The sequence below is a fragment of the Pseudomonas sp. Fl5BN2 genome (genome assembly GCF_009908205.1).
GTDB lineage: Bacteria > Pseudomonadota > Gammaproteobacteria > Pseudomonadales > Pseudomonadaceae > Aquipseudomonas.
On the sequence record NZ_JAAARL010000004.1, the window covers coordinates 224,531 to 249,647 of the forward strand.

Here is a 25,117-nt window from a genome sequence, read left to right on the forward strand (position 1 = left end):
GTTCACGCCGTGAGGAGCCTTGCATGTCATTCCTCAAAACATCCGGCCTCGGCATCATCCTCGCCATAAGCGTGGCCACAACCACCCAGGCGCACCCAAAACTGCTGTCTTCGGTGCCCGCCGAAGGCGCCGTCGTGGCAGCCCCCGAGGCCCTCGAACTGCGCTTCTCGGAGGCCCTGACCACGCAGTTTTCCGGCGCCCGGCTACTGCAGACCGGGATGCCCGGGATGAGCCATGCGCCATTGCTGGTGAAGGCTGCGGTCCAGCCCGGCAGCAACCCGCAAAACATGCTCATCAGCCCTGCCGCGGCGTTGAGTCCGGGCCGCTACAGTGTCGAATGGCGGGCGGTTTCCAGCGATACCCACCCGATCACCGGCACCCTCTCCTTCAGCGTCAAGTGAGCCATGGACGACTTCTTGAACCTGGGCCTGCGCCTGGCGTTGTACCTCGACCTGCTGGTGCTGTTTGGCGTTGCCCTGTTTGGCCTCTACAGCCTCAACGAAGAAGAGCGGCAGGACCGCCGGGTGCTGCCGTTTCGCGATCTACTGCTGGCGGCCTCCTGGCTAGGCGGCCTGCTGTCCCTGGCCTGGCTGCTGCAAACGGGCAAAGTCATGAGCGGCGTCGAACAACTGCATCAGTTACCACTGGCGCAGTTGCAAGCCCTGGTGCTGGACACCGATACCGGGGTGGCCTGGACGCTGCGCATCGTCGCCCTGACGCTGGCTGGCTGCGTCGCCACAGGCTACCAACGGCGCCCTTCGGCCAGCCTCTGGTGCATCACCCTCGCGGCCACACTGGCCGTGTCGACACTGGCCTGGGCCGGTCACGGCGCCATGGATCAGGGACCTCGGCGCTACCTGCACCTGGGCAATGACATCCTGCACCTGCTGGCTGCCGGAGCCTGGCTCGGGGCACTGCTGGCGTTTGTCCTGCAACTGCGCCGCAGTCGCGGCGCCGAGCGACCGCAGGTACTGCAGCTGGCCCGCAGCCTGAACAGCTTCGAACGCCTCGGCGCAGTGCTGGTACTCAGCTTGAGCCTGAGCGGCGTGATCAATTTCCTGCTGATCGTCGGTGCCTCCCTGGAAGTCCTGCGCTACAGCCTGTACGGCCAGTTGCTGAGCTTGAAGGTGACGTTGTTTGGCGCAATGTTGCTGTGTGCAGCGCTGAATCGGCAGTACCTGAGCCCGCGCCTGCAACAGGCATTGGCGGACGGCGACCCGGATGCCGCGATGGGCGTCTTGCGCCGTAGCCTGCAGTTGGAGCTGCTGCTGGCCCTGCTGGTGTTCGGCCTGGTGGCCTGGCTCGGCACCCTGAGCCCGGAACTGCCCGGCCGGACAGAGTGAAGCTCTGGCGCCTCCTTGTATAACCTTGAAACAAACACCCGAAGCAAGACCGGGAAAAAGCCGCAAAATGCACTACCCCTGGTCTCCACAGCCCCGCTGATCGCCGCATCATCCCTGGCTGTGTCCACGCCTTTTCTGTCTGATAACGAGAACCCTCATGAAAAACCCACTACGTTTGGCAGCCCTCTCTGTCCTGTTGCTCGGATCCCTGGCCCAGGCCGCCGAGCTGATCCCCATCGACGTGCACCGCGACGCCAACTGCGGCTGCTGCAAAAAGTGGATCGAACACCTCAAGGACAACGGCTTTGCCGTGACCGACCACGTGGAAAGCAACATGAGCGCAGTCAAGCAACGACTGGGCGTGGCACCGCGCCTGGGCTCCTGTCACACCGCGGTCATCGACGGCAAGTTTGTCGAAGGCCACGTGCCTGCCGAACAAGTACTGGCCCTGCGCAAGCGCAACGATCTGCTGGGCATCGCGGCCCCGGGCATGCCCATGGGCTCCCCCGGCATGGAAGTGGACGGCATGGGCGCCGAGGCCTTCCAGATCATCGGCCTGACCCGTGAAGGCCAGGACGTACTGGTTGCGGACTACCCGGCGCGTTGATCGCAAGCGCCTATCTGGGGCTGTTCCTGGCGGCCTTTGTCGCCGCCACCCTGCTGCCCCTGCAATCGGAAGCGCTCCTGGTAGGGCTGCTGCTCAATGGCCAGTTGGCCGTGCTGGGGGTGTGGCTGGTGGCAACCCTGGGCAATGTCCTGGGGTCCCTGGTCAACTGGTGGCTGGGGCGGCGCCTGGAGCACTACAAGGAACGCCGCTGGTTCCCGGTCAGCCCCCGCCACCTGGAACGGGCCCGTGGGCATTACCAGCGGTTTGGCCACTGGTCATTGCTACTGAGCTGGATGCCGGTCATCGGCGACCCCCTGACCCTGGTAGCTGGGGTCATGGGCGAACCGCTCAAGCGCTTCCTGCTGATCGTCACCCTGGCCAAGGGCGCGCGCTACGCCGTGCTGGTGTGGCTGACCCTGGGCTGGATCGGCTGACATCCTGCTGCCGGGCGGGCACCGGCAAGCACCTGGTGGCATGGAACTCGGCACTGATCTACAACATCATCTCCAGCCAGTCGGTGCACGACGAGTTCCAGGGCCTGCAGATGCCAAGCCTGCTGCTGATCGGTACAGCCGACAGCACCGTCATCGGTGCTGATATCGCCCCGCCCGCGGTCAAGGCGCGTATCGGTCACTACCAGGAGCTGGGTAACCAGGTACGCCCACTCGACCCTGATCGAGTTCCCGGGGCGGGCTCACGCACCGCAGATGGCGCAACCCGAACACGTTCACCAGGCCCTGCCGGGCTGGTTGAAGCAACCCTGACCCAGGAGCCTGAACATGACGCTGCAGATTGCGGTAATCGATGATTGGCAGGACGTGGCCCGCGAGGTGGTGGACTGGTCGGTGCTGCAGAGCATCGGCACGGTCAGTTTCCTGCATGACTACCCGACCGACCGGGAGACGCTGATCCAACGCTTGCAACCCTTCCAGGTGATCTGCGTGATGCGCGAGCGCAGCGTCTTCGATGCCGCCCTGCTGCGGGAGCTGACGCAGCTCAAATTGCTCCTGACCGGCGGCATGCGCAACGCCGCCCTCGACCTGCAGGCAGCCACGGCCCTGGGCATCCAGGTGTGCGGCACCGACAGCTACAAGCATGCGGCGCCGGAGCTGACCTGGGCGTTGCTGATGGCCCTGACCCGCAACCTGCTCAATGAGGCCAACGCCCTGCGCGCCGGCCATTGGCAACAGGGCCTGGGGGGCGACCTGCACGGCAAGACCCTGAGCATTCTCGGCCTGGGCAGCATCGGCCAGCGGGTGGCACAGTTCGGCCAGGTGTTCGGCATGCGGGTGATTGCCTGGAGCGAAAACCTCACCGCCGAACGCGCAGCCGTGGCCGGGGTGATCTATGTCGGCAAGCGCGAACTGTTCGAGCAGGCCGACGTGCTCAGCGTGCACCTGGTGCTCAGCGAGCGCAGTCGCGGCCTGGTGGATGCCCAGGCCTTGAGCTGGATGAAGCCCCAAGCGCTGCTGGTGAACACCGCCCGCGGCCCGATCGTTGATGAAGCGGCATTGATCGCGGCCCTGCAACAGGGTCGGCTGGCAGGTGCGGCCCTGGATGTGTTCGCCCAGGAACCGTTGCCGCCAGAGCATCCGTTGCGGCGCTTGCCCAATGTCCTGGCCACCCCGCATATCGGCTATGTGAGCCGGCAGAACTACCAGCAGTTTTTCGCCCAGATGATCGAGGACCTGCAGGCCTGGCAGGCGGGCCAGCCGATCCGCCGGCTCAACTGACAGCGCCCCAGTCACGCAACGAAGTGCTGTAGCCCGGTGTCGGCACTGCCCATTGTTTGGGCAAGGCCGGCAAGGGCTGCACCAGCCCCTCGCACGTGCTCGGCGTTTTTGCACCGGGGTCATAACGGCCGCGCGCCGGGACGGTGCATGGTTGACCTTTCGTCGGGATGTATCCACCCGACTGCCCCCACTCCCCGCTAAAAGCCTGCACTGCCCGGCACCGCTCTAGGTTCTGTCCTAGACTGAATTTCGCACTGTGACCGGGCAGTCACATTGTCATTGAAAAAGTCGAAACTTTTCGCTTCGGCCCAAGGTCAGGTTAAAGGTAGGGGCACTGCCACTGGTGCATTCCTTGCAAAGGCTCCTCCATCCTTTCTGCTTCAGCGCTCGAGCAGCTCAGGCTGATCGATGCGTGGCACGTTTGCGCGCGACCACAGGAATGGCCGCCGGCAACGCTTGAGACACCAGAACAGATCAATAAGACGGGAGAGACATATGATCAGCGCCGTATTGGACACTCAGGGAGAGCATCCTCAACAGCCTGCCGGTGAACGGCCCGCCCACTCGGTTGCGGTGCCTGGGGGCAAGACGCTACTGCCGCTGGCGCGGCAGAACCCGAACCGCAAGCGGGTGCTGTTCGTCACTTCGGAAATCGCCGACCTGGTGAAGACCGGCGGCCTCGGCGATGTCTCCGCCGCCCTGCCCCGGGCCATGGCCCACCTGCATGATGTACGGGTACTGATCCCCGGCTACCCCCAGGTGCTGCACAGTGAAAACCCGATCCACATCATTGGTGAGCTGAGCGGCCACGCGGCGCTGCCAGCGTGCCAGATCGGCCGCATGGACATGCCCGACGGCCTGGTGATCTATGTGCTGATCTGCCCGGAACTCTACGAGCGCGAAGGCACCCCCTACGGCGCCAACAACGGTCGCGACTGGCCGGACAACCACATCCGCTTCGCCCGTCTGGGGCTGGCCGCCGCAGATATTGCCGCCAACCTGGCACAGATCCACTGGTGCCCCGATCTGGTGCACGCCCATGACTGGCCCGCTGGCCTGGCTCCGGCCTATATGCACTGGCGTGGGCAGCGCACTCCGACCCTGTTCACCATCCATAACCTGGCTTATCAGGGCGTGGTCAGCCTGGCCTCGTGCCCGGAACTGGGGATTCCCGAACATGCCCTGCAGCAGGAAGGCATGGAGTTCTACGGCAAGCTGTCGTTCCTCAAGGCCGGCATGGCCTACGCCAGCCACATCACCACGGTCAGCGCCACCTACGCCCAGGAAATCACCACCCCGGCCTTTGGCTGTGGGCTGGACGGCTTTCTCGCCAGCAAGACCCAGCAGGGCCTGCTCAGCGGTATCCCCAACGGCATCGACGAGAGCTGGGACGCCACCACCGATCCGCACCTGGTGTGCCGCTTCAGCATCGGCGACTGGGACGGCAAGGCCGCCAACGCCACCCATGTGCGGCAAATGTTCGGCCTCGATGCCAGCAACGGCCCGCTGTTTGCCGTGGTCTCGCGGCTGGTCTATCAGAAAGGCCTGGACCTGACCGAAGCGGTGGCCGAGTTCATCGTCGAATCCGCTGGCCAGATCGCCATCATCGGCCGCGGCGAACCGGAAGAGGAACAATCCATGCGCGCCCTGGCGAGGCGCTTCCCCGGGCGCATCGGGGTACACATCGGCTTCAATGAAACCGACGCCCGGCGCATGTTTGCCGGCAGCGACTTCTTGCTCATGCCGTCGCGCTACGAGCCCTGCGGCCTGAGCCAGATGTACGCCCAGCGCTTTGGCTCGCTGCCAGTAGCACGCAATACCGGCGGCCTGGCAGACACCATCGAGAACGGCGTCACCGGTTTTCTCTTCGACGAATCCACGGTCGCCAGCTACCAGCAAGCCCTGACCCGGGCGTTCAAGGTGTTCGCCTACCCGGCGCTGCTCAACGCCATGCGCTGCCGGGCCATGGCGGCGCCGTTCAACTGGTGCAAGGCAGTGGAGCCCTACGCCGAACTCTACGAACAACTGGTGGCCAAGGCCCTGGGGCAAGCGGCCAGACAGTAAGGGGCCTGGACAGATGCCGTTAAGCACTTTGGAAACCTCGAGCCACGGTGCGCTGATGCTGGATGCCGAGCGCACCCGCTTCGCCCTGTGGGCGCCGGATGCGCAGGCGGTCAGCGTCGAACTGGGGGGCGGCCAGTCACTGCCGATGCACCCCCAGCCCGAGGGCTGGTTCATGGTCCAGGCGCGCTGCCCGGCCGGCAGCCGCTACCGCTTCACTATCGACGGCCAGATCCAGGTTCCGGACCCGGCCTCCCGGGCCCAGGACGGCGACGTGCATGGCCCGAGCCTGGTGGTCGACCCCCACAGCTATTGCTGGCAGCACTCCCAGTGGTGCGGCCGCCCCTGGCATGAAGCGGTGATCTACGAACTGCACGTGGGCGTGATGGGTGGCTACCTGGCGGTACGGCAAGCCTTGCCGGCCCTGGTGGAGCTGGGGGTGAGCGCCATCGAACTGATGCCCCTGGCGGAGTTTCCCGGCGAGCGCAACTGGGGTTACGACGGCGTCCTGCCCTTCGCCCCGGAAGCCTCCTACGGTTCCCCCGACGACCTCAAGGCCTTGATCGATGCCGCTCACGGCCTGGGGCTGGCGATGATCCTTGATGTGGTCTACAACCACTTCGGTCCCGACGGCAACTACCTGCTGCAATACGCCAGGGAGTTCTTCCGCACGGACCTGCACACCCCCTGGGGCGCGGCCATCGACTTTCGCCGCCGGCCGGTGCGCGAGTTCTTTATCGAAAACGCCCTGATGTGGCTGCTGGAGTATCGCTTCGACGGCCTGCGCCTGGACGCGGTGCACGCCATTGACGATCCGGACTTCCTGGTCGAACTGGCCCAACGGGTACGCCGGGCAGTGCCGGCCTCGCGCCATGTATGGCTCAACCTGGAAAACGAACTCAACCAGGCCAGCCTCCTGCAGCAAGGTTTTGACGCGCAGTGGAACGATGACGGGCACAACGCCCTGCACGTGCTGCTGACCGGGGAAACCGACGCCTACTACGCCGATTTCGCTGAGCAGCCTACCGCGCAACTGGCCCGCTGCCTGAGCCAGGGCTTCGCCTTTCAGGGGCATGCCAATCGCCATGGCGAGGCTCGCGGCGAACCCAGCGGCCATCTGCCCCCCAGCGCCTTCGTACTGTTCCTGCAGAACCACGACCAGATCGGCAACCGCGCATTCGGTGAGCGCCTCAACCAACTGGCGCCAACCCAGGCCCTGCATGCCGCCACCGTACTGTTGCTGTTGTCGCCGATGATCCCGCTGTTGTTCATGGGCGACGAGATGGCGGCCCAGGAGCCGTTCCTGTTCTTTACCAGCCACCAGGGCGAACTGGCGGCAGCGGTGCGCGAGGGGCGGCGCAATGAATTCGCCGCCTTCAGCGCCTTTGCCGACGCGCAGCAGCGCCAGCGCATTCCCGACCCCAATGCGCTCTCAACCTTCAATGCCTCACGCCCGCAAGCACAATTGCAACAAGCCTGCGCGACTCGCGAGCTGTACCGCAGCTTGCTGCGTATCCGCCACCGCGAGCTGATCCCGCGCCTGGTCGGCGCCCGTGCCCTGGAGACCGAGGTACTGGCGGAAGGCGCCTTGAGTGCGCGCTGGCGTCTGGGGGACGGCAGCCTGTTGCGCATCGACCTCAACCTCAGCCCGCACCGGGTCGAGCTGCCGCCCCTGCAAGCCTCGCGACTGTGGTTCGAGTACCCAGCGCACACCCTCAAGCACTGGAGCCAGGGTTACCTGCCGGCCTTCAGCGCGCTGGTGCAACTGGATGACCAGACCTCCCCGACCGCCCCTGATGGAGAACGCCTATGAACGATGCGCAACTGGAAATACTCGCCAGCCGCGCCGGTCTGGCAGTGGACTGGGTGGATGCCAACGGCCGTGCGCAACGGGTCGAACCGCGGGTGCTGCGCGCGGTGCTGGCAGGCCTGGGGCACCCAGCCGAGAACCCTGTGGAAATCGAAAACAGCCTGCGGCAATTGCACCAGGCGCAACAGAGCCGGCACCTGCCGCCGCTGCTCACCGCGGATGTCGGCCAAGGCCTGGACCTGGCCCGCTATTTTCCGCCCCAGGCCCTCTGTGAGCTGCAGCTGGAAGACGGCCAGCAACTGTCGTTGCAACTGGATGGGCAGAGTGTGCTGCCCGGTCAGATCCCCGTGGGTTACCACAGCGCGAGCATCGAGGACGAACACTTCATCCTCGCGGTGGCCCCGGAGCGCTGCTACAGCGTGGCTCAAGCGGTGGACCAGGCGACGCCGCGGGCCTGGGGCCTCAGCGTGCAACTGTATTCCCTGCGCCGCCCCGGCGATGGCGGCTTCGGCGACACCCAGGCCCTGGAGGAACTGGCCCGGCAAGCGGCCGAACGCGGGGCCAACGCGCTGGCCATCAGCCCGCTGCACGCCATGTTCGCCAGCGCCCCCCAGCGCTATAGCCCCTACTCACCCTCCAGCCGTCTGTTTCTCAATAGTTTGTATGCCGCCCCCGGAACGATCCTCGGCGAACGGGCCTGGCGCGCAGCGATCGAAGCCTGCGGCGTCGCTGAACAGCTGCAGGCACTGGAGCAGCACCCGTTGATCGACTGGCCCCAGGCGGCCCAGGCCAAGCAACAGGCGCTGCGGGCCCTGTATCAAGGCTTCTGCCACGGTGCGCACCCGCTGCACCAGGACTTCGCCAGCTACCGCCAGGCCGCCGGCGAAGCCTTGGAGAACCATTGCCGCTTCGAGGCCATCCAGGCCCAGCGTGCGACCCGTGGCGAAGACCTCGACTGGCGCCACTGGCCGGAGCACTGGCGCAATCCCGCCAGCCCGGCGCTGGTGCAGTTCGCCGAGGAGCATGCCGATGAAATCAGTTTCCATGCCTTCTGCCAGTGGCTGATCGCCCGCAGCCTGCAACGGGCGCAAAGTGCCGCGCGCAGTAGCGGCATGGGCATCGGCCTGATTGCCGACCTGGCGGTGGGCGCCGACGGTGGCGGCAGCCAGGCCTGGAGTCGCCAGGAACAGTTGCTGGCGGCCCTGACCGTGGGCGCGCCACCGGACATTCTCAATCGCCAGGGCCAGGGCTGGGGCATCTGTGCCTTCTCCCCGGAGGGTTTGCAGCGCCATGGGTTTCGCGCCTTCATCGAAATGCTCCGGGCCAACTTCGCCCATGCCGGTGGCCTGCGCATCGACCATGTGATGGGCCTGCAACGGCTGTGGGTGATCCCCCTGGGCGCGCCCCCCAGTGATGGTGCCTATCTGTATTACCCGGTGGACGACCTGCTGCGCCTGCTGGCCCTGGAATCACACCGTCACCAGGCCATCGTGCTCGGCGAGGACCTGGGCACGGTGCCTGACGGCCTGCGGGAAAAACTCGCGGCCCGGGCCATGCTCGGCATGCGCGTGCTGTTGTTCGAACAGGACCATGGCTGCCACTTCAAGCCGATCCTCGACTGGCCGGACAACGCCCTGGCCACCACCAGCACCCACGACCTGCCCACCCTCAACGGCTGGTGGCACGGCCGCGACATCGACTGGAACCTGCGCCTGGGCCTGGTGGATGAAGCCGGTGCGCTGCAATGGCGCGAACATCGCCAGCGCGAACGCGAGGGCCTGCGCCAGGCCCTGGCCCAGGACCCGCAGAATTTCCACGAGCAGGCCCACGAAGCCGATCAGGTGGTGGACGCCAGCGTGCGTTTTCTCGGCCATACCCGGGCGCCCCTGGTACTGCTGCCATTGGAAGATGCCCTGGGCATCGACGAGCAGGCCAACCTGCCCGGCACCCTCGACACCCACCCCAACTGGCGTCGGCGCCTGGCCAGTTCGAGCACACGCCTGCTGGATGATAGCGACGCCGCACGGCGCCTGGAGCTGCTGGCCTGTGCCCGCCAACAAGCCCTTGAGCGTGACCGATGAACCCGCCGGCCGAGCCGTTGCTACGAGCGACCCTGCGCCTGCAATTTCATCAAGGCTTCACCCTCGACGACGCGGTGCCCCTGGTGCCCTACTTCGCCCGCCTGGGCATCAGTCACCTGTATGCCTCGCCACTGCTCTGCGCCCGAGCCGGCTCGATGCACGGTTATGACGTGGTTGACCCGACCCGGGTCAACCCGCAACTGGGCGGCGAATCGGCCCTCAAGCGCCTGGTGGCTGCCCTGCGCCAGCAGCAGATGGGGCTGATCCTCGACTTCGTCTCCAACCACATGGCGGTGGGCGGTGGCGATAACCCCTGGTGGCTCGACTTGTTGCGCTGGGGTCGCCTGAGCCCTTATGGCGAGTTCTTCGATATCCAGTGGCATTCCCCCGACCCGCTGATGGAAGGCCAGTTGCTCTTGCCATTCCTTGGCAGCGACTACGGCGTGGCGCTGCAGGAAGGCCACCTGATATTGCAGCTGGATGACGACCTGCGGGGCTTTCATGTCCGGCACCACGAGCACCGTTTCCCAGTCTGTCCCGGCGACTATGGGCAGTTACTGCAAGTTGAGGGCGGTTTGCAGGCCGAATACTGCGCCGCCCTGAAAACCCTCGCCGACGGTTTTTCCGCTTTGCGTTTCAACGGCGATGCCCACGCCCAAGCACAACCTTTGCAGCAGTCCCTGGGACAGTTGCTGGAACAGCCGTCGGTACGCCAGGCGATCGAGAGCCACTTGCACCGCTTTGACTGCCGCCAGCCAGAGGGTTTGGCGCGCCTGCATCAACTGCTGGAACAGCAGAGCTACCGCCTGGCCAGTTGGCGCACCGCTGCCGACGACATCAACTGGCGGCGCTTCTTCGACGTCAACGAACTGGGAGGCCTGCGGGTCGAACGCCCGGCAGTGTTCGAAGCCACTCACGCAAAGCTCTTCGAGCTGATCGAGCAGCAACTGGTAGACGGGCTGCGCATCGACCATATCGACGGCCTCGCCGACCCTCGGGGGTACTGCCGCAAACTGCGACGCCGGGTTGACCGCCTGCGCCCCGGCCAGCACCTGCCGATCTTTGTCGAGAAGATCCTCGGCGCCGGCGAGCACCTGCACCACGACTGGGGGGTGGACGGCAGCACCGGCTACGAATTCATGAACCAAGTGTCGCTGCTGCAACAGGCGCCCAGGGGCCAGCCATTGCTCGCCGAGCTGTGGAGTCGACACAGCCAGCGCCCGGCGCAGTTTGGCGAAGAAGCACGACTGGCACGCCAGCAGATTCTCAACAGTTCTCTGGCCAGCGATTTTGAAAGTGTCGCGCAGGCCCTGCTGCAGGTCGCACGCCTGGACCTGATGAGCCGCGACCTGACCCTGGGCGCCATCCGCCGGGCATTGCAGGCGCTGATCGTGCACTTCCCGGTGTACCGCACCTACATCAGTGCCTGCGGCCGTGCGCCACAAGACCAAGCGTTCTTCGAGCAAGCCATGAGCGGCGCCCGGGCCAGCCTGAGCGAAGCAGATTGGCCGGTGCTGGATTGCCTGGAGCGCTGGCTTGGCGGCCAGGGCTGGCGCCGGCAGCCACCGGGTCGCGGGCGCAAACTGCTGCGTCACGCCTGCGTGCGCTTTCAGCAACTGACGTCGCCGGCGGCGGCCAAGGCCGTGGAAGACACGGCCTTCTATCGCTCGGCAGTGCTGCTGTCGCGTAATGACGTGGGCTTCAATACCGAGCAGTTCAGTGCACCGGTGTCGGCCTTCCACGCGGCCTGCGAGCAACGCCTGGCGAGTTTCCCCGACAACCTGCTGGCCAGCGCCACCCATGACCACAAGCGCGGTGAAGACAGCCGTGCGCGCCTGGCAGTGCTCAGTGAACGCGCCGAGTGGTACGCCGGGCAAGTCGACACCTGGCGCGAGTTGGCCGTGCCGTTGCGCGCCCATCCCGACGCCCCCTCGGCGGGAGATGAATTGATCCTCTATCAGACCTTGCTGGGCAGTTGGCCCCTGGATCTCGGAGCGCAGGATGGGTCAGCACTCGAGCGCTATGCAGAGCGAATCTGCCAATGGCAGCTCAAGGCCCTGCGCGAGGCCAAATTGCACAGCAGTTGGGCGGCCGTGAACCCGGAGTACGAAAACGCGGTCCAGGGGTTTGTCAACGCCCTGCTGTGTTTCCCCCAAGGCCTGGCCTTGCGCCGTTCGATTGCCGCTGCAGCCAACGCCATCGCTCCCGCCGGGGCTCTCAACAGCCTGGCGCAAACCTTGCTGCGCATGACCGTACCGGGTGTCCCGGACCTGTATCAGGGCAATGATTTCTGGGACTTCAGCCTGGTGGACCCGGACAACCGCCGGCCAGTGGACTACCGCGCCCGGCAGCGGGCACTGGAAAGGTTGCCGGCCCCGGGCGAGTGGCTCGCCCAGTGGCGGGATGGGCGCATCAAGCAAGGCTTGATCGCCCGTACCCTGGAGCTGCGCAGCCAGTATCCACAGCTGTTTCGCCAAGGGCGCTATCAGCCGTTGCCGGTCATCGGCCAAGGCGCCGAACGAGTCCTGGCATTCATGCGTGAATACCAGCAGCAGCGGGCCGTGGTGATCGTGCCGATCCAGGTCGCCGGCTGGCTGAAAGACAGTGCACTGCCCTGGGTCGATGCGCCGCTTTGGGGCGATGCTCGGGTGCAACTACCGTTCGCCGCCTCGGGCCGCAACCTGAATGGACTTTTTTCCACGGCGCTAGTCACACCCAACAGAGAGCTGATGATCAGTGCCGTACTGCAAGACTTTCCGCTCAACCTTTTGATCCAACATTGAGTTCAGTCCAGGAGCATTGCGATGAGTACCGACGACAAACGCATTCGTGAATTCGCTTATCAGATCTGGGAGTCGGAAGGTAAGCCGCAGGGCCACGAGGCCCGCCATTGGGAAATGGCCCGCAAGCTCGCCGAAGCCGAGGCCCTGGCCCCAAACTCGCCATCCAAGGCCAAATCCACCGCTGCCAAGCCGGCGAGCAAGAGCGCAGCCAAGCCCAAGGCCAAGTCGGCCGCTGCCGTGGTGGTGCCTCCGGGTGAAAAGCCCGCCACCAGGAAACCCCGAGCGCCGCGCAAACCGCCAGCCAACTGACGACACTCCTGGCCTCATTGCGATGAACCTGTGGCGCGCCCCAGCACCACAAAGGTTTCGCTCGCCCGGAGAAACCCCGGGCTCGAACCCCGACCTTATTTGCAGGAGCAACCATGAGCAGATCCAAGCAGATCCCGGCGCCTCCCCCCGAGAGTGAACCTTCGCGCATTCGTGAAGGCCTGCCCTTCCCCCTGGGCGCCACCTGGGACGGTCTGGGGGTCAACTTCGCGCTGTTCTCGGCCAACGCCGCCAAGGTCGAACTGTGTATCTTCGACGACACCGGGGAGGTCGAACTGGAGCGCATCGAACTGCCGGAATACACCGACGAGATCTTCCACGGCTACCTGCCCGACGCCCATCCCGGGCTGATCTACGGCTACCGGGTGCATGGTCCCTATGACCCCGCCAACGGCCACCGCTTCAATCCCAACAAATTGCTGATCGATCCCTATGCCAAGCAGCTGGTGGGCCAGCTGCGATGGTCCGAGGCGCTGTTCGGCTACACCATTGGCCACCCCGACGCCGACCTCAGTTTCGATGAGCGCGACAGCGCGCCCTTCGTGCCCAAGTGCAAGGTCATCGACCCGGCCCACACCTGGGGCAACGACCAGCGGGTCAGCGTGCCGTGGGACAAGACCATCATCTACGAGACCCACGTGCGCGGCTTCACCATGCGCCACCCCGCGGTCCCGGAAAACCTGCGGGGCACCTTCGCCGGGCTGATGGTCGACGACGTGCTGGAGCACATCCGCAAGCTTGGGGTGTCATCGGTGGAACTGCTGCCGGTCCACGCCTTCGTCAACGACCAGCACCTGCTGCACAAGGGCATGACCAACTACTGGGGCTACAACAGCATCGCCTTCTTCGCCCCGGACCCGCGCTACCTGGCCAGCGGCAAGATTGCCGAATTCAAGGAAATGGTCGCGCACCTGCACGAAGCCGGGCTGGAAGTGCTGCTGGACGTGGTCTACAACCACACCGCCGAAGGCAACGAGCAAGGCCCGACCCTGTCCATGCGCGGCATCGACAACGCTTCCTACTATCGCCTGATGCCCGACGACAAGCGTTTCTATATCAACGATTCCGGCACCGGCAACACCCTCGACCTGAGCCACCCCTGCGTGCTGCAGATGGTCACCGACTCGTTGCGCTACTGGGCCACGGAAATGCACGTGGACGGCTTCCGCTTCGACCTGGCGACCATCCTCGGCCGCTACCACAACGGTTTCGACGAACGCCACAGCTTCCTCGTGGCCTGCCGCCAGGACCCGGTGCTGCGCCAGGTGAAAATGATCGCCGAACCCTGGGACTGTGGCCCCGGTGGCTATCAGGTAGGCAACTTCCCGCCGGGCTGGGTGGAGTGGAACGACCGCTTTCGCGACACCGTACGGGCCTTCTGGAAAGGCGACGATGGTCAACTGGCGGACTTTGCCGGGCGCATGACCGCCTCCGGCGAGATGTTCGACCAGCGCGGCCGGCGCCCCTATGCCTCGCTCAACTTCGTCACCGCCCACGACGGCTTCACCCTGCACGACCTGGTGTCCTACAACGACAAGCACAACGAGGCCAACGACGAGAACAACCAGGACGGCAGCAACAACAACCTGTCCTGGAACCACGGCGTCGAGGGGCCCACCGACGATCCCGAGATCAACGCCCTGCGCCTGCGCCAGATGCGCAACTGCTTCGCCACCCTGCTGCTGGCCCAGGGCACGCCGATGGTGGTGGCCGGTGATGAATTCGCCCGCACCCAGCACGGCAACAACAATGCCTACTGCCAGGACAGCGAGATCGGCTGGGTCAACTGGGACCTGGACGCCGACGGCAAGTCGCTGCTGAAGTTCGTCAAGCGCCTGATCAAGCTGCGCCTGAACTACCCGATCCTGCGCCGTGGGCGCTTCCTGGTGGGTAATTACAACGAGGACATCGGGGTCAAGGACGTGACCTGGCTGGCCCCCGACGGCAGCGAGATGACCACCGAGCACTGGCAGGACGCCCATGGCCGCTGCCTGGGCATGCTGCTGGACGGCCGCGCCCAGGAAACCGGGATCCGCCGCCCCGGGGCCGACGCCACCGTGCTGCTGGTGGTCAACGCCCACCACGACGTGGTCAATTTCCGCTTGCCCCAGGTCCCCGCCGGGGAGTTCTGGACCTGCATGATCGACACCAACCAGCCGGCGGTGCGCGGCCAGGAACGCTTCGCCTTCGGCCACGAATACTCGGTCACCGGTCGCTCCTTGCTGTTCTTCGAACTCCAGCATGAGGAACAAGAGTAAGTGCGGCGTGCCGACGAATCGGCCCGCAAGCCTTGCAGCGTTCCGGCCGCTGCCGTCGCGGCAAGCCTGCGCCGGCAACCGATAGCACCCGGGAAGGCCGCGGCAATTCGCGGAGATTCATCGAAAGGGCCTGCCCCGGAGAAAAATGCGTCTACCCTATGTACCGAATCGCAATCGATAAGTTGGCCTGCCCCCTGTGTAGAGGGGCTCGGGCTGGGTATGATTGCGCACCATCACGGCGTTCCAAAGGTATGGAACACCGGTACTTCACGCTGAGGCAACCGCCATGGAATCAGCGTATGTGTAAACCCAAGGCCAAGTTTGAACCTTCGTTCAGCGCCTTAGCGTGCGGCCGACACAGGGATGTGACCCGTCATGAAAGCCATACCCGCACTCGATAACAGTTGGCCCAGTCAGATCTGGAACACTGCCAGCAGCCTGGCCGACCTCCCGGCCATCAACCTCTCCAACCTGGTCCCGGCCGGCTCCCGGGTGGTGATCGTCGCCCCGCACCCTGGTGACGAAGTAGTCGCCAGCGGCGGCCTGCTGCAGGTGCTCGCGCACCATGGCTACCCTTTGCAACTGATTTCCATCAGCGACGGCAGCGCCAGCCATCCAGGCTCGGAGTTGTGGCCCAAACGGCGCCTGAGTGTCTTTCGCCCCCAGGAAAGTGCCGAGGCCCTGCGCCGCCTGGGGCTACCCCTGCACAGCCTGAAGTGGATTCGCGGCGGCTTTGCCGACAGCGCCCTGGCCCAGGGCGAGCAACAGTTGGTGCCGTTCATCAGCCGCTACTTGCGGGCCAGCGACGTGGTGTTCAGCACCTGGCGCGCCGACGGCAATCTCGACCACGAGGCGGTAGGCCGGGCGACGGCCAAGGCCGCGGCGCTGGTGGGCGCGCGCTTTCATGAAATTCCGCTCTGGGCCTGGCACTGGTCTGCCCGCGAGGAACACCAGATTCCTTGGGCGCGGGCCCGCAAGCTGCGCCTGGACACCTGGACCGTGGCGCGCAAGCGCCATGCCGTCCACGCCTACGCCAGCCAACTGCAAGCCGAGCCGGAGATCGGCCTGCAGCCGTCGCTGTCGCCCGTGCTGCTGGAGCGCTTGCGCATGCCCTACGAGATCATCCTCATGTAACGGGCCTGAGGACTAGATAAGCTGCACGTGCACCTCACGCTCAGCAGCCCCATCCGTCACCGTCACTGGCTCTGAGCAGCGACCCACCTCGGCGACCGCTGGTTGCTGAGCGTGGCAGTGCAATGGCCAGCAGGGGCCGCACATCCGATTCACCGAATAAATCACGCCGCCGCCACAATAGTCGTCCATGCTTTTTTCCGGACCTGGACCCCAGAGCATCCGTCCCGAGGTCGGCCTGGTCCAAGCAGAAGGAGTCAATTGATGAGCGATAAACCCACGATCGTCCTGGTCCACGGGTTCTGGGGCGGCGCAGCCCACTGGAACCGGGTCATAGTCGAACTGCTGAACCACGGCTACGAGAAAATCCGCGCGGTGGAACTGCCCCTGACCTCCCTGGCCGAAGACGTCGAGCGCACCCGCAAGCTGGTGGCCCAGCAGTCGGGGCCGGTGCTGTTGGTCGGGCACTCCTATGGCGGCGCGGTGATCACACAGGCCGGGCATGCGGCCAACGTCGCCGGCCTGGTGTACATCGCCGCCTTCGCCCCCGACCAGGGTGAAAGCCCCGGCGGCCTGACCCAGGAACATCTACCTGAAGCGGCAGCCAACCTGGAGCCGGACAGCGACGGTTACCTGTGGGTACGGCCGGAGCGCTTCCAGCAGAGTTTCTGCCAGGACCTGAGCCCGCAAGAGGGCCTGGTCATGGGCCTGACCCAGAAAGCGCCCTTGGCCAGTACTTTCGGCGACACCCTGGGCGCCCCGGCATGGCGCGACAAACCCTCGTGGTACCAAGTGTCCACTGCCGACCGGATGATCGCCCCGCAGAACCAGGAACGCATGGCCGCGCGCCTGAACGCGCGCAAAGTGATCCATCTGGACGCCAGCCATGCGTCCCTGGCGTCCCAGCCGGCTGCCGTGGCGGCGCTGATCATCGAAGCCGCTGAATCCCTGTAAGCGGCCGAGACGCCATAGCCCTGAGCCTGGGGCTTGGCTACCAATCGGCTGACCCTGCCTGAGCACCGCCACCCCGGCCCTTCAAGCCTGCGGCAGCGGTCCTTGGGGTCAGCTGTCGGGGCGCAGGATCAACACCGCCAGCGGCGGCAGGTTGAGCACCAGAGACAGCGCCTGGCCATGACTGCCCTGCTCTTCACTGAACGCTTCGCCGCCATTGCCATAGTTGGAGCCGGCATACAGCTGCGAATCACTGTTGAGCAGTTCGCCCCAGCGCCCCGCCACCGGTACGCCGACCCGGTAGGCCTGACGCGGCACTGGGGTGAAGTTGGCCACCACCAGCAACGGTTCGCCCGCCTTGCTCCAGCGCAGCCAGGCATACACGCTGTTGATCGCGTCATCGCCGATCAGCCACTGGAAACCCTGGGGGGCATCATCCTGGTCATGCAGCGCCGGATACTGGCGGTACAGGCGATTGAGATCCCCGACCAATTGCTGCACCCCGCGGTGTTCGGGGTACTGCAGCAGGTACCAGTCCAATTGCTGGTCGTGGTTCCACTCGCGCCATTGACCGAACTCGCAGCCCATGAACAGCAGCTTCTTGCCCGGATGAGCCCACATGAAGCTGAGATAGGCCCGCAGGTTGGCAAATTTCTGCCAGCGGTCCCCGGGCATCTTGTCGATCAGCGAATGCTTGCCGTGCACCACTTCGTCGTGGGAGATCGGCAGGATGAAGCGCTCGGACCAGGCGTAGACCAGGCCAAAGCTCAGCTCGTTGTGGTGATGGGCACGGTACACCGGGTCCTGCTGGATGTAGTGCAGGGAGTCATGCATCCAGCCCATGTTCCATTTATAGGCAAAGCCAAGCCCGCCCTGGGCGGTGCTCTGGCTGACCCCCGGCCAGGCGGTGGACTCCTCGGCAATCACCAGCGCGCCGGGAGCTTCCAGGGCCACCACGTCGTTGAGGTGACGCAGGAAGTCGATGGCCTCGAGGTTCTCGCGGCCGCCGTGACGGTTGGGCACCCACTCCCCGGCCTTGCGTGAGTAATCGCGATAGAGCATCGAGGCCACGGCATCCACCCGCAGGCCATCGACATGGAAGTGCTTGAGCCAGTGCAGCGCCGACGCCAGCATGAAACCGTGCACCTCGGTGCGTCCGAGGTTATAGATCAGGGTGTCCCAGTCCTGGTGAAAGCCTTCCAGGGGATTGCCGTATTCATACAGCGCGGTGCCGTCGAATTGCGCCAGGCCATGAGTATCGGTGGGGAAATGCGCGGGTACCCAGTCGAGGATCACGCCGATGTCCGCCTGATGGCAGGCGTTGACGAAAGCGGCGAAGTCGTGCGGCGTGCCGTAGCGGGCACTGGGGGCGAACTGCGACAGCGGCTGGTAGCCCCAGGAACCACCAAAGGGATGCTCCATGATCGGCATCAGTTCGATGTGGGTGAACCCCAGGTCCTTGACGTAGGGAATCAGCCGCTCGGCCAACTCGGTCCAGCTGTACTGGCGGGCTACCTCTCCCAGGTCATCGACTTCGCACTGCCAGGATCCCGCGTGCAATTCGTAGATCGACAATGGCGCATCGGCCCGTTGGCGCTCACCCCGGGCCTGCATCCATTGCTGGTCCTGCCAGTCAACCTGCAACGGCTCGGCGACCCTGGACGCCGTGTCCGGCGGCAAGTGGGTGGCCAGGGCCATCGGGTCGGCCTTGAGCGGCAGAATGCCCTCGGCCCCGAGAATCTCGTACTTGTAGGCTTCACCGGGCTGCAGCCGTGGAATGAACAACTCCCAGACCCCCGACGGGTGCCGCAGGCGCATCGGGTGCCGGCGCCCATCCCAGACGTTGAAGTCCCCCACCACCGAGACCCGGCGGGCGTTCGGCGCCCAGACCGCAAAGCGTACGCCCTGGACCCCGTCCACGCGAGTCAGCTGCGCCCCAAGGCAAGAGCTGAGGTCGCGATGATTGCCTTCGGCGAACAGATACAGGTCCATATCTCCTAGCAAGGGGCCAAAGCTGTAGGGGTCTTCGCTGACCTGCTCGCCCGTGGCCCACTGAATGCGCAACAGGTACGCCTGGGCCTGGGGAAAATGTCCGACAAACAAACCCGGCACCGTGGCGGCCTGAAGGCTGCCGAGCACCTGTTGCTGCTGGCGTTCCAGCACCTGCACGCTCAGCGCGCCGGGCAGGAAGGCACGGATGAATTGCCCACCAGCGCCATCCTCGTGGGGACCGAGGATGGCAAATGGATCACGATGTTCAGCCCGTACCAGGGCATCGATGGCCTTGGCCGAAGGAAGCAATGCCGTTTGGTTCTTTCCCTGTTCCTTGTTCGAGAAACTCATGACTGCTCTCCACCACTCTCAATATCGGAAAAGGGTTTCAGTTCACGCATCAGCCCGACCAAACCATGCAATGGCACGTGCAGCCAGGCGGGCCGGTTTTCCGCTTCATAGGCCAGTTCATAGGCGGCCTTCTCCAGGCTAAACAGCGCCAAAGCGGCATCCGCTGCCGTCGGTTCCTGCCAGCCATGGGCAAGATTAGCCGTCGCCAGCCGATACGCCTCGACAAAGGTACGTCGCGACGCTTCGAGGTAACGCCGGACCACTCGCTGCTGGGCCACCCCGGCGGTTTGCGAACCCTGCACCGCAAGGGCCTCAAGGGCCAACGCCGCCGCGTAGTCGAAGGAACGCAACACCCCGCTGACATCCTTGTAGGGGCTGTGCTTGGCCCGGCGTTCCACCAGGGGCCGCGCCGGCTCGCCCTCGAAATCGATCAGATAGGCATCCCCCTTGACCACCAGCACCTGCCCCAGGTGCAAGTCGCCGTGAACGCGAATGCGCAAGCCTCCCACCAACTGTCTGGCCAACTGCTGGAGGTGATCGAGAATCTGCGCTTTATGCTGCAACAATCGACTCACCTGTTGTTGATCGGCGACGCTCAGTTGGCCCTGGTGCTGCTTGAGCAACTGCAACCCGCGTTCCAACTGCCCGCCGACCTGGCGATTCCAGGCCTCGACATCCTGATCATTGCTGACCTCTGGAGCGAAATCCGGGTTGCCGTTGGCATCCGCCAGCAGCACATGCATCTCGCCCAGGCGCAGCCCCAGCAGGCCCGCGAAATCCTCAAGCTCTCCCAGGGCGTTGTAATGCTGCTCCTGCTCAGACATGGCGTCCGCCAGTTCATCTCGGATCGCCCGCTCCAGGTTGTTCTGAGTCCACTCCCAGGCATCCCCCTGATTGCTCAGGTAGCCCTGGGCAATCATCAGCAAATGCTCCTCGCCTTGATCATTGCGGCGCACTACCGAGCCCAGCAGCGGCGAGATATGCGCGAAGCCGGCAGCCGTCAGGAAGGCACCCATTTCCAGTTCCGGGTGGACACCTGGCGCCACTTTGCGAATCAGCTTGAGCACCAGGCTGCCCCCCACCACCACTGAAGAGTTGGACTGTTCCGCCGACAGGTAGCGCACCTCGGACTCGGCGGTAAGGCCCAGTTCGGCCAACTGCCCGGTGCCCTCGAAGCGAATCCGCCCGGCCTGACTGTCCAGTGCGGTGCCCGCCTGCAGCGCCAGCAGCACGCTGCGCACGAAACTGTCGAGGGCGAAGGCATCGGTGATCAACCCCACCTGGCGTCCGCGGCGCACCCGGGCCATGGCCAGTTGCTGGGGCAAGGCGCTGCTGATCTGGTCTTCCACCAGCAGGCCGAACGGCAATTGATAAAGGTGGCGGTGGCCCTGGCTGCCGACCTCGATCTCGCTGAGCAATACCGGGTGCTGGGGCTCGCCAAAGCGCACGCCATAGACGATCCGCACCTGCTCGATGGCCGTGTCCTTGCCAGCGAACCAGCGACGCTTGGGCAGCCACTGGGGCAGCACGTTGTGCTCCAGGGTGGTGCGCGACGGCACTTCGAGCAATTCTTCGAGGCGTTTCTTCAGCACTAGGGTGGTGAAGTCCGGCAAGCTCTGCGCCGGTTCCACGTGCCAGCTGGGCATCTGGCTCTGCGCCGCCAGGACGAACCAGTAGAAACCGTAGGGCGCCAGGGTCAGGAGGAAACTCAACTGGCCAATCGGCGGGAAGGCATTCCCGCCAAGCATCTCCACCGGCACCATGCCGGCGAACGCCGACAGCTCCAGCTCCACCGCCTGGGCACTGCGCGATACGTTGGCCACACAGAGGATGATTTCATGCTGGCCGTCGGCGGCGGTGTATTCCCGGGTGTAGGCGAGGATCCGCCGGTTGCTCGGCGAAAGCATTTTCAGGCTGCCCCGGCCAAAGGCCTTGGACTGCTTGCGCACCGCCAGCATGCGCCGGGTCCAGTTGAGCAATGAGTGCGGGTCGCCGGACTGAGTCTCGACGTTGACCGACGGGTAACCGTAGAGCGGGTCCATGATCGGTGGCAGCACCAGGCTCGCCGGGTCGGCCCGGGAAAAACCGCCGTTGCGGTCGATGGACCACTGCATGGGTGTGCGCACTCCGTCGCGGTCGCCCAGGTAAATGTTGTCGCCCATGCCGATTTCATCGCCGTAATACAGGGTCGGCGTACCGGGCATCGACAACAGCAGGCTATTGAGCAATTCGATACGCCGACGGTCCCGCTCCATCAGTGGCGCCAGGCGCCGGCGGATCCCCAAATTGATCCGTGCCCGGCGGTCGGCGGCGTAGTAATTCCACAGGTAGTCGCGCTCCTTGTCGGTGACCATTTCCAGGGTCAGCTCATCGTGGTTGCGCAAAAAGATCGCCCACTGGCAGTTGGCCGGGATCTCCGGTGTCTGACGCAGGATGTCGGTGATCGGAAAACGGTCTTCCTGGGCCAGGGCCATGTACATGCGTGGCATCAGCGGGAAATGGAAAGCCATGTGGCACTCATCGCCGTCGTCGCCCTTGGCATCCCCAAAATACAGCTGGGTGTCCTCCGGCCATTGGTTGGCCTCGGCCAGGAGCATGCGATCCGGGTAATGGGCATCGATCTCGGCACGGATCTGCTTGAGCACCTCGTGGGTTTCGGGCAGGTTCTCGTTGTTGCTGCCGTCACGCTCGATCAGGTAGGGAATGGCGTCCAGGCGCAGCCCGTCGATGCCCATGTCCAGCCAGTAGCGCATCACCGAGAGCACCGCCTTCAGCACCTGCGGGTTGTCGAAATTGAGGTCCGGCTGGTGGGAATAGAAGCGGTGCCAGAAATACTGGCCGGCCACCGGGTCCCAGGTCCAGTTGGACTTCTCGGTGTCGAGAAAGATAATCCGCGTGCCGGCGTACTTGTGCTCGTCATCGGACCACACGTAGAAGTTGCGCGCCGCCGAGCCGGGCTTGGCCTTGCGTGCCCGCTGGAACCAGGGGTGCTGGTCGGAGGTGTGGTTGATCACCAGCTCGGTGATTACCCGCAAGCCACGCTTATGCGCCTCGGCAATGAAACGCCGGGCATCGGCCAGGGTGCCGTAGTCCGGGCTGACCCCACGGTATTCGGCGATGTCGTAGCCATCGTCGCGCCGTGGCGAAGGGTAGAACGGCAACAGCCACAGGGTGTTGACCCCCAGGTCCTTGATGTAGTCGAGCTTGGCGATCAGCCCGGGGAAATCACCGATCCCGTCGTTGTTGGAATCGTAATAGGACTTCACGTGCACCTGGTAGATCACCGCGTCCTTGTACCAGAGCGGGTCATTGATAAAGGTTGCTGGGCGGGGGGTCTTCGCCATGTTCAACTCCTGGAAATGAGGTGAATGCGCCTGTCGGACGCCTGCCTCGGCGACAGAAAAAACCTCAGGGCCTTTACGCAGCAGTGAGGTCGCCGCGAGCGTTGCCTTCGTTCAAAGCCGTTGGCAGCAGTTCTCGCCGCGCTCAGGGCAAGCTGATACGCCAGATACCGAAGGGTTGCGCCGGCTCGAGGCGCATGAATTGGCTCTTGCCGTACCAGGTCCAGCGGTGGCCGTTCATCAAGTCTTCGCCCTGGATCGCGGCATCGTCGGGCAGGCCCAGCTCCCACAGGGGCAACTCGAAATGCGCTTCCTGGGGGTTGAACGGGTCGAGGCAGACCGCCACCAGTACGAAGTTGCCGCCATCGGCACTGCGCTTGCCGAAATACAGGATCTGGTCGTTCCAGGCGTTGTACAGCTTCAGCCCCAGGTGGCTGTGCAATGCCGGGTTCTGCCGGCGGATACGATTGAGTTGGGCGATCTCGGCAATGATATTGCCCGGCGCCGTGAAGTCCCGGGGGCGGATCTGGTACTTCTCCGAATCCAAGTACTCTTCCTTGCCTGGCACCGGCGCCGATTCGCACAGTTCGAACCCCGAATACATGCCCCACAACCCCGAGCCCATGGTGGCCAGCACCGTGCGGATGAGAAACCCGGGGCGCCCCGACTCATGCAGGAAGCCTGGGTTGATGTCCGGGGTATTGACGAAGAAGTTCGGCCGGAAGCACTCGCGCCACGGCGACTGGTTGAGCTCGCTGAGATAGGTCGACAATTCGCTCTTGCTGTTGCGCCAGGTGAAGTAGGTGTAGCTCTGGGAGTAACCGACCTTGCCCAGGCGCGCCATCATCGCCGGGGTAGTGAAGGCTTCAGCCAGGAAGATCACCTCCGGGTGCTGGCTGCGCACGTCGCCGATCAGCCATTGCCAGAATGGCAGCGGTTTGGTGTGGGGGTTGTCGACGCGAAAGGTCTTGACCCCCTCCTCGACCCAGCCCATGACGATGTCCCGCAACTCCAGCCACAGGCCGGGTATGGCATCGGCGGCGTAGAAGTCGACATTGACGATGTCCTGGTACTTCTTCGGCGGGTTCTCGGCATATTTGATGCTGCCGTCCGGACGCCAGTTGAACCAGCCCGGGTGCTGCTTGAGCCAGGGGTGATCCTGGGAACACTGGATGGCGAAATCCAGGGCGATCTCCAGGCCATGGTCGGCGGCGGCAGCGAGCAGTCGACGGAAATCCTCGCGACTGCCCAGTTGCAGGTGAATGGCCTCGTGGCCGCCCTCCTCGCTGCCAATCGCGTAAGGGCTGCCCGGATCATCCGGGCCGGCGCTGAGCGAGTTGTTGCGACCCTTGCGGTGGCTGCGGCCAATGGGATGGATCGGCGGAAAATACAGCACGTCGAACCCCATGTCGTGGATCATCGACAGCCGCGAATGAACGTCATTGAAGGTGCCGTGGCGGGCTGGATCGTCGCTGATCGAGCGGGGAAACAGCTCGTACCAGCTGGCAAATTGCGCCCGTTCACGCTCCACATCCACCGGGTATTCGGGGCTCAGGCTGAGGTAGGGCCGGTGATCGGCCTCGGCCATCAATCGGGCACTGTGTTGATTGAGGAACAGCGCCACCTGCTCGGTCTCCAGCAATCCGCCAAGCTGCTGTTGCAGTGCCAGCAGTTGCTCGCGCAACGGCCCTTCGCTGCGCTCGGCGGCCAGTTGCACCTGGCTGCGGCCCTCCAGCAGCTCCAGGCTCACCGGCACCCCGGCCTGGTGTTTCTTTTCCAGCTCGTAGCAGAAGCTGGCGAACTGATCGATCCAGGCTTCGATACAGAATCGGTAGCGACCCACGGACGGCACCGGGAAGTGCCCCAGCCAACCATCGTTGCCCTGGTCCTCCAGGGCCTGGCTGTCCCAGATGTCCTGCTGTTCGTCACGCCAGCGCACCCGCACCGCCAGCTTGTCGTGGCCGTCGGCGAACACTTTGCACCCTACTTCGACCTGCTGGCCGACCACCGCCTTGACCGCGAATTGCCCACCATCGAGCACCGGGCGGGTGTTTTCGATGGCAATGCGCGGCAGCAACAAAGCCTGGGACAAGGGCAGATGCGCCTGGTACTGCTGTTCAGTCGGTTTTTCGGTAGTCATCGAGCATCACCCCTTTCACACGTCTTCGACGCTCTGGTGGCGAGGCTGGCGGCGCCTCGGTGAATCAATGCACTTAGGTTCCGAACCATCGACAGCGGCGAAAGTTCATCGCAATGGATTGTTGAATACAGGGGGAATCAAATCCGCGCCCCCCGCGATCCACCGAGGGCGCCGGTACATCTGCAAGCACAAAGGAGGCCATAGCGAT

16 protein-coding genes and 1 pseudogene are annotated in these 25,117 nt (G+C 64.7%); 14 read left to right on the forward strand and 3 right to left on the reverse strand.

Annotation, left to right across the window (positions count from 1 at the left end; translation table 11 throughout):
• Positions 1–23: 23 nt before the first annotated feature.
• From copC to GV819_RS07415, 14 genes and pseudogenes are all read left to right on the forward strand, one after another.
• Positions 24–401 (forward strand): copper homeostasis periplasmic binding protein CopC, encoded by a 378-nt coding sequence (gene copC / locus GV819_RS07350; protein WP_161755000.1) that lies wholly within the window; start codon positions 24–26, stop codon positions 399–401.
• 3 nt (positions 402–404) lie between these two features.
• The gene (gene copD, locus GV819_RS07355) at positions 405–1,343 is read left to right on the forward strand and encodes a copper homeostasis membrane protein CopD (RefSeq protein ID WP_161755002.1); all 939 of its coding nucleotides are present in this window, start codon (positions 405–407) and stop codon (positions 1,341–1,343) included.
• A 157-nt stretch (positions 1,344–1,500) separates the two neighbouring features.
• Positions 1,501–1,950, forward strand: a complete 450-nt coding sequence (locus tag GV819_RS07360; protein ID WP_161755004.1) for a DUF411 domain-containing protein — start codon at positions 1,501–1,503, stop codon at positions 1,948–1,950.
• Positions 1,947–2,384: a YqaA family protein gene (locus tag GV819_RS07365; RefSeq protein WP_161755007.1), complete on the forward strand. Its 438-nt coding sequence runs from the start codon at positions 1,947–1,949 to the stop codon at positions 2,382–2,384. The genes GV819_RS07360 and GV819_RS07365 overlap by 4 nt, the downstream gene beginning before the upstream one ends.
• Positions 2,385–2,401: 17 nt before the next feature.
• Positions 2,402–2,714 (forward strand): annotated as a pseudogene (locus tag GV819_RS07370) (alpha/beta fold hydrolase); the annotation flags it as partial.
• A 15-nt stretch (positions 2,715–2,729) separates the two neighbouring features.
• Entirely contained in the window at positions 2,730–3,683 is a 954-nt protein-coding gene (locus GV819_RS07375) for a D-2-hydroxyacid dehydrogenase family protein (RefSeq protein WP_161755009.1), read from the forward strand.
• A gap of 495 nt (positions 3,684–4,178) precedes the next feature.
• On the forward strand, positions 4,179–5,747 hold the full coding sequence (gene glgA, locus GV819_RS07380) for a glycogen synthase GlgA (RefSeq protein ID WP_161755011.1): 1,569 nt from the start codon (positions 4,179–4,181) through the stop codon (positions 5,745–5,747).
• 13 nt (positions 5,748–5,760) lie between these two features.
• Complete coding sequence (treZ, locus tag GV819_RS07385; protein WP_161755013.1) at positions 5,761–7,557, forward strand: malto-oligosyltrehalose trehalohydrolase; 1,797 nt, start codon at positions 5,761–5,763, stop codon at positions 7,555–7,557.
• Positions 7,554–9,635: a 4-alpha-glucanotransferase gene (gene malQ / locus GV819_RS07390; protein WP_161755015.1), complete on the forward strand. Its 2,082-nt coding sequence runs from the start codon at positions 7,554–7,556 to the stop codon at positions 9,633–9,635. Before treZ ends, malQ begins: the two co-directional genes overlap by 4 nt.
• Positions 9,632–12,418 carry a malto-oligosyltrehalose synthase gene (locus GV819_RS07395; RefSeq protein WP_161755017.1) on the forward strand — a complete coding sequence of 929 codons (2,787 nt, stop codon included), beginning with the start codon at positions 9,632–9,634 and terminating at the stop codon, positions 12,416–12,418. Before malQ ends, GV819_RS07395 begins: the two co-directional genes overlap by 4 nt.
• Positions 12,419–12,439: 21 nt before the next feature.
• On the forward strand, positions 12,440–12,727 hold the full coding sequence (locus GV819_RS07400) for a DUF2934 domain-containing protein (RefSeq protein WP_161755019.1): 288 nt from the start codon (positions 12,440–12,442) through the stop codon (positions 12,725–12,727).
• Between the two features lie 113 nt (positions 12,728–12,840).
• Positions 12,841–15,003, forward strand: a complete 2,163-nt coding sequence (glgX, locus tag GV819_RS07405) for a glycogen debranching protein GlgX (RefSeq protein WP_161755020.1) — start codon at positions 12,841–12,843, stop codon at positions 15,001–15,003.
• Positions 15,004–15,378: 375 nt separating this feature from the next.
• Positions 15,379–16,137, forward strand: coding sequence for a PIG-L deacetylase family protein (locus tag GV819_RS07410; protein ID WP_161755023.1), 759 nt, complete (start codon positions 15,379–15,381; stop codon positions 16,135–16,137).
• 261 nt (positions 16,138–16,398) lie between these two features.
• A complete protein-coding gene (locus GV819_RS07415; protein ID WP_161755025.1) occupies positions 16,399–17,088 on the forward strand; it encodes an alpha/beta hydrolase in 690 nt (229 codons plus the stop codon).
• Positions 17,089–17,196: 108 nt separating this feature from the next.
• Here the strand turns inward: GV819_RS07415 and glgB are convergent, their stop codons facing one another.
• The 3 genes from glgB to GV819_RS07430 form a co-directional block, all read right to left on the reverse strand.
• On the reverse strand, positions 17,197–19,428 hold the full coding sequence (glgB, locus tag GV819_RS07420) for a 1,4-alpha-glucan branching protein GlgB (protein ID WP_161755027.1): 2,232 nt from the start codon (positions 19,426–19,428) through the stop codon (positions 17,197–17,199).
• Positions 19,425–22,772, reverse strand: a complete 3,348-nt coding sequence (gene treS / locus GV819_RS07425; RefSeq protein WP_161755028.1) for a maltose alpha-D-glucosyltransferase — start codon at positions 22,770–22,772, stop codon at positions 19,425–19,427. The genes glgB and treS overlap by 4 nt, the downstream gene beginning before the upstream one ends.
• Before the next feature lie 142 nt (positions 22,773–22,914).
• Positions 22,915–24,909 (reverse strand): alpha-1,4-glucan--maltose-1-phosphate maltosyltransferase, encoded by a 1,995-nt coding sequence (locus GV819_RS07430; RefSeq protein WP_161755030.1) that lies wholly within the window; start codon positions 24,907–24,909, stop codon positions 22,915–22,917.
• Positions 24,910–25,117 lie beyond the last annotated feature (208 nt).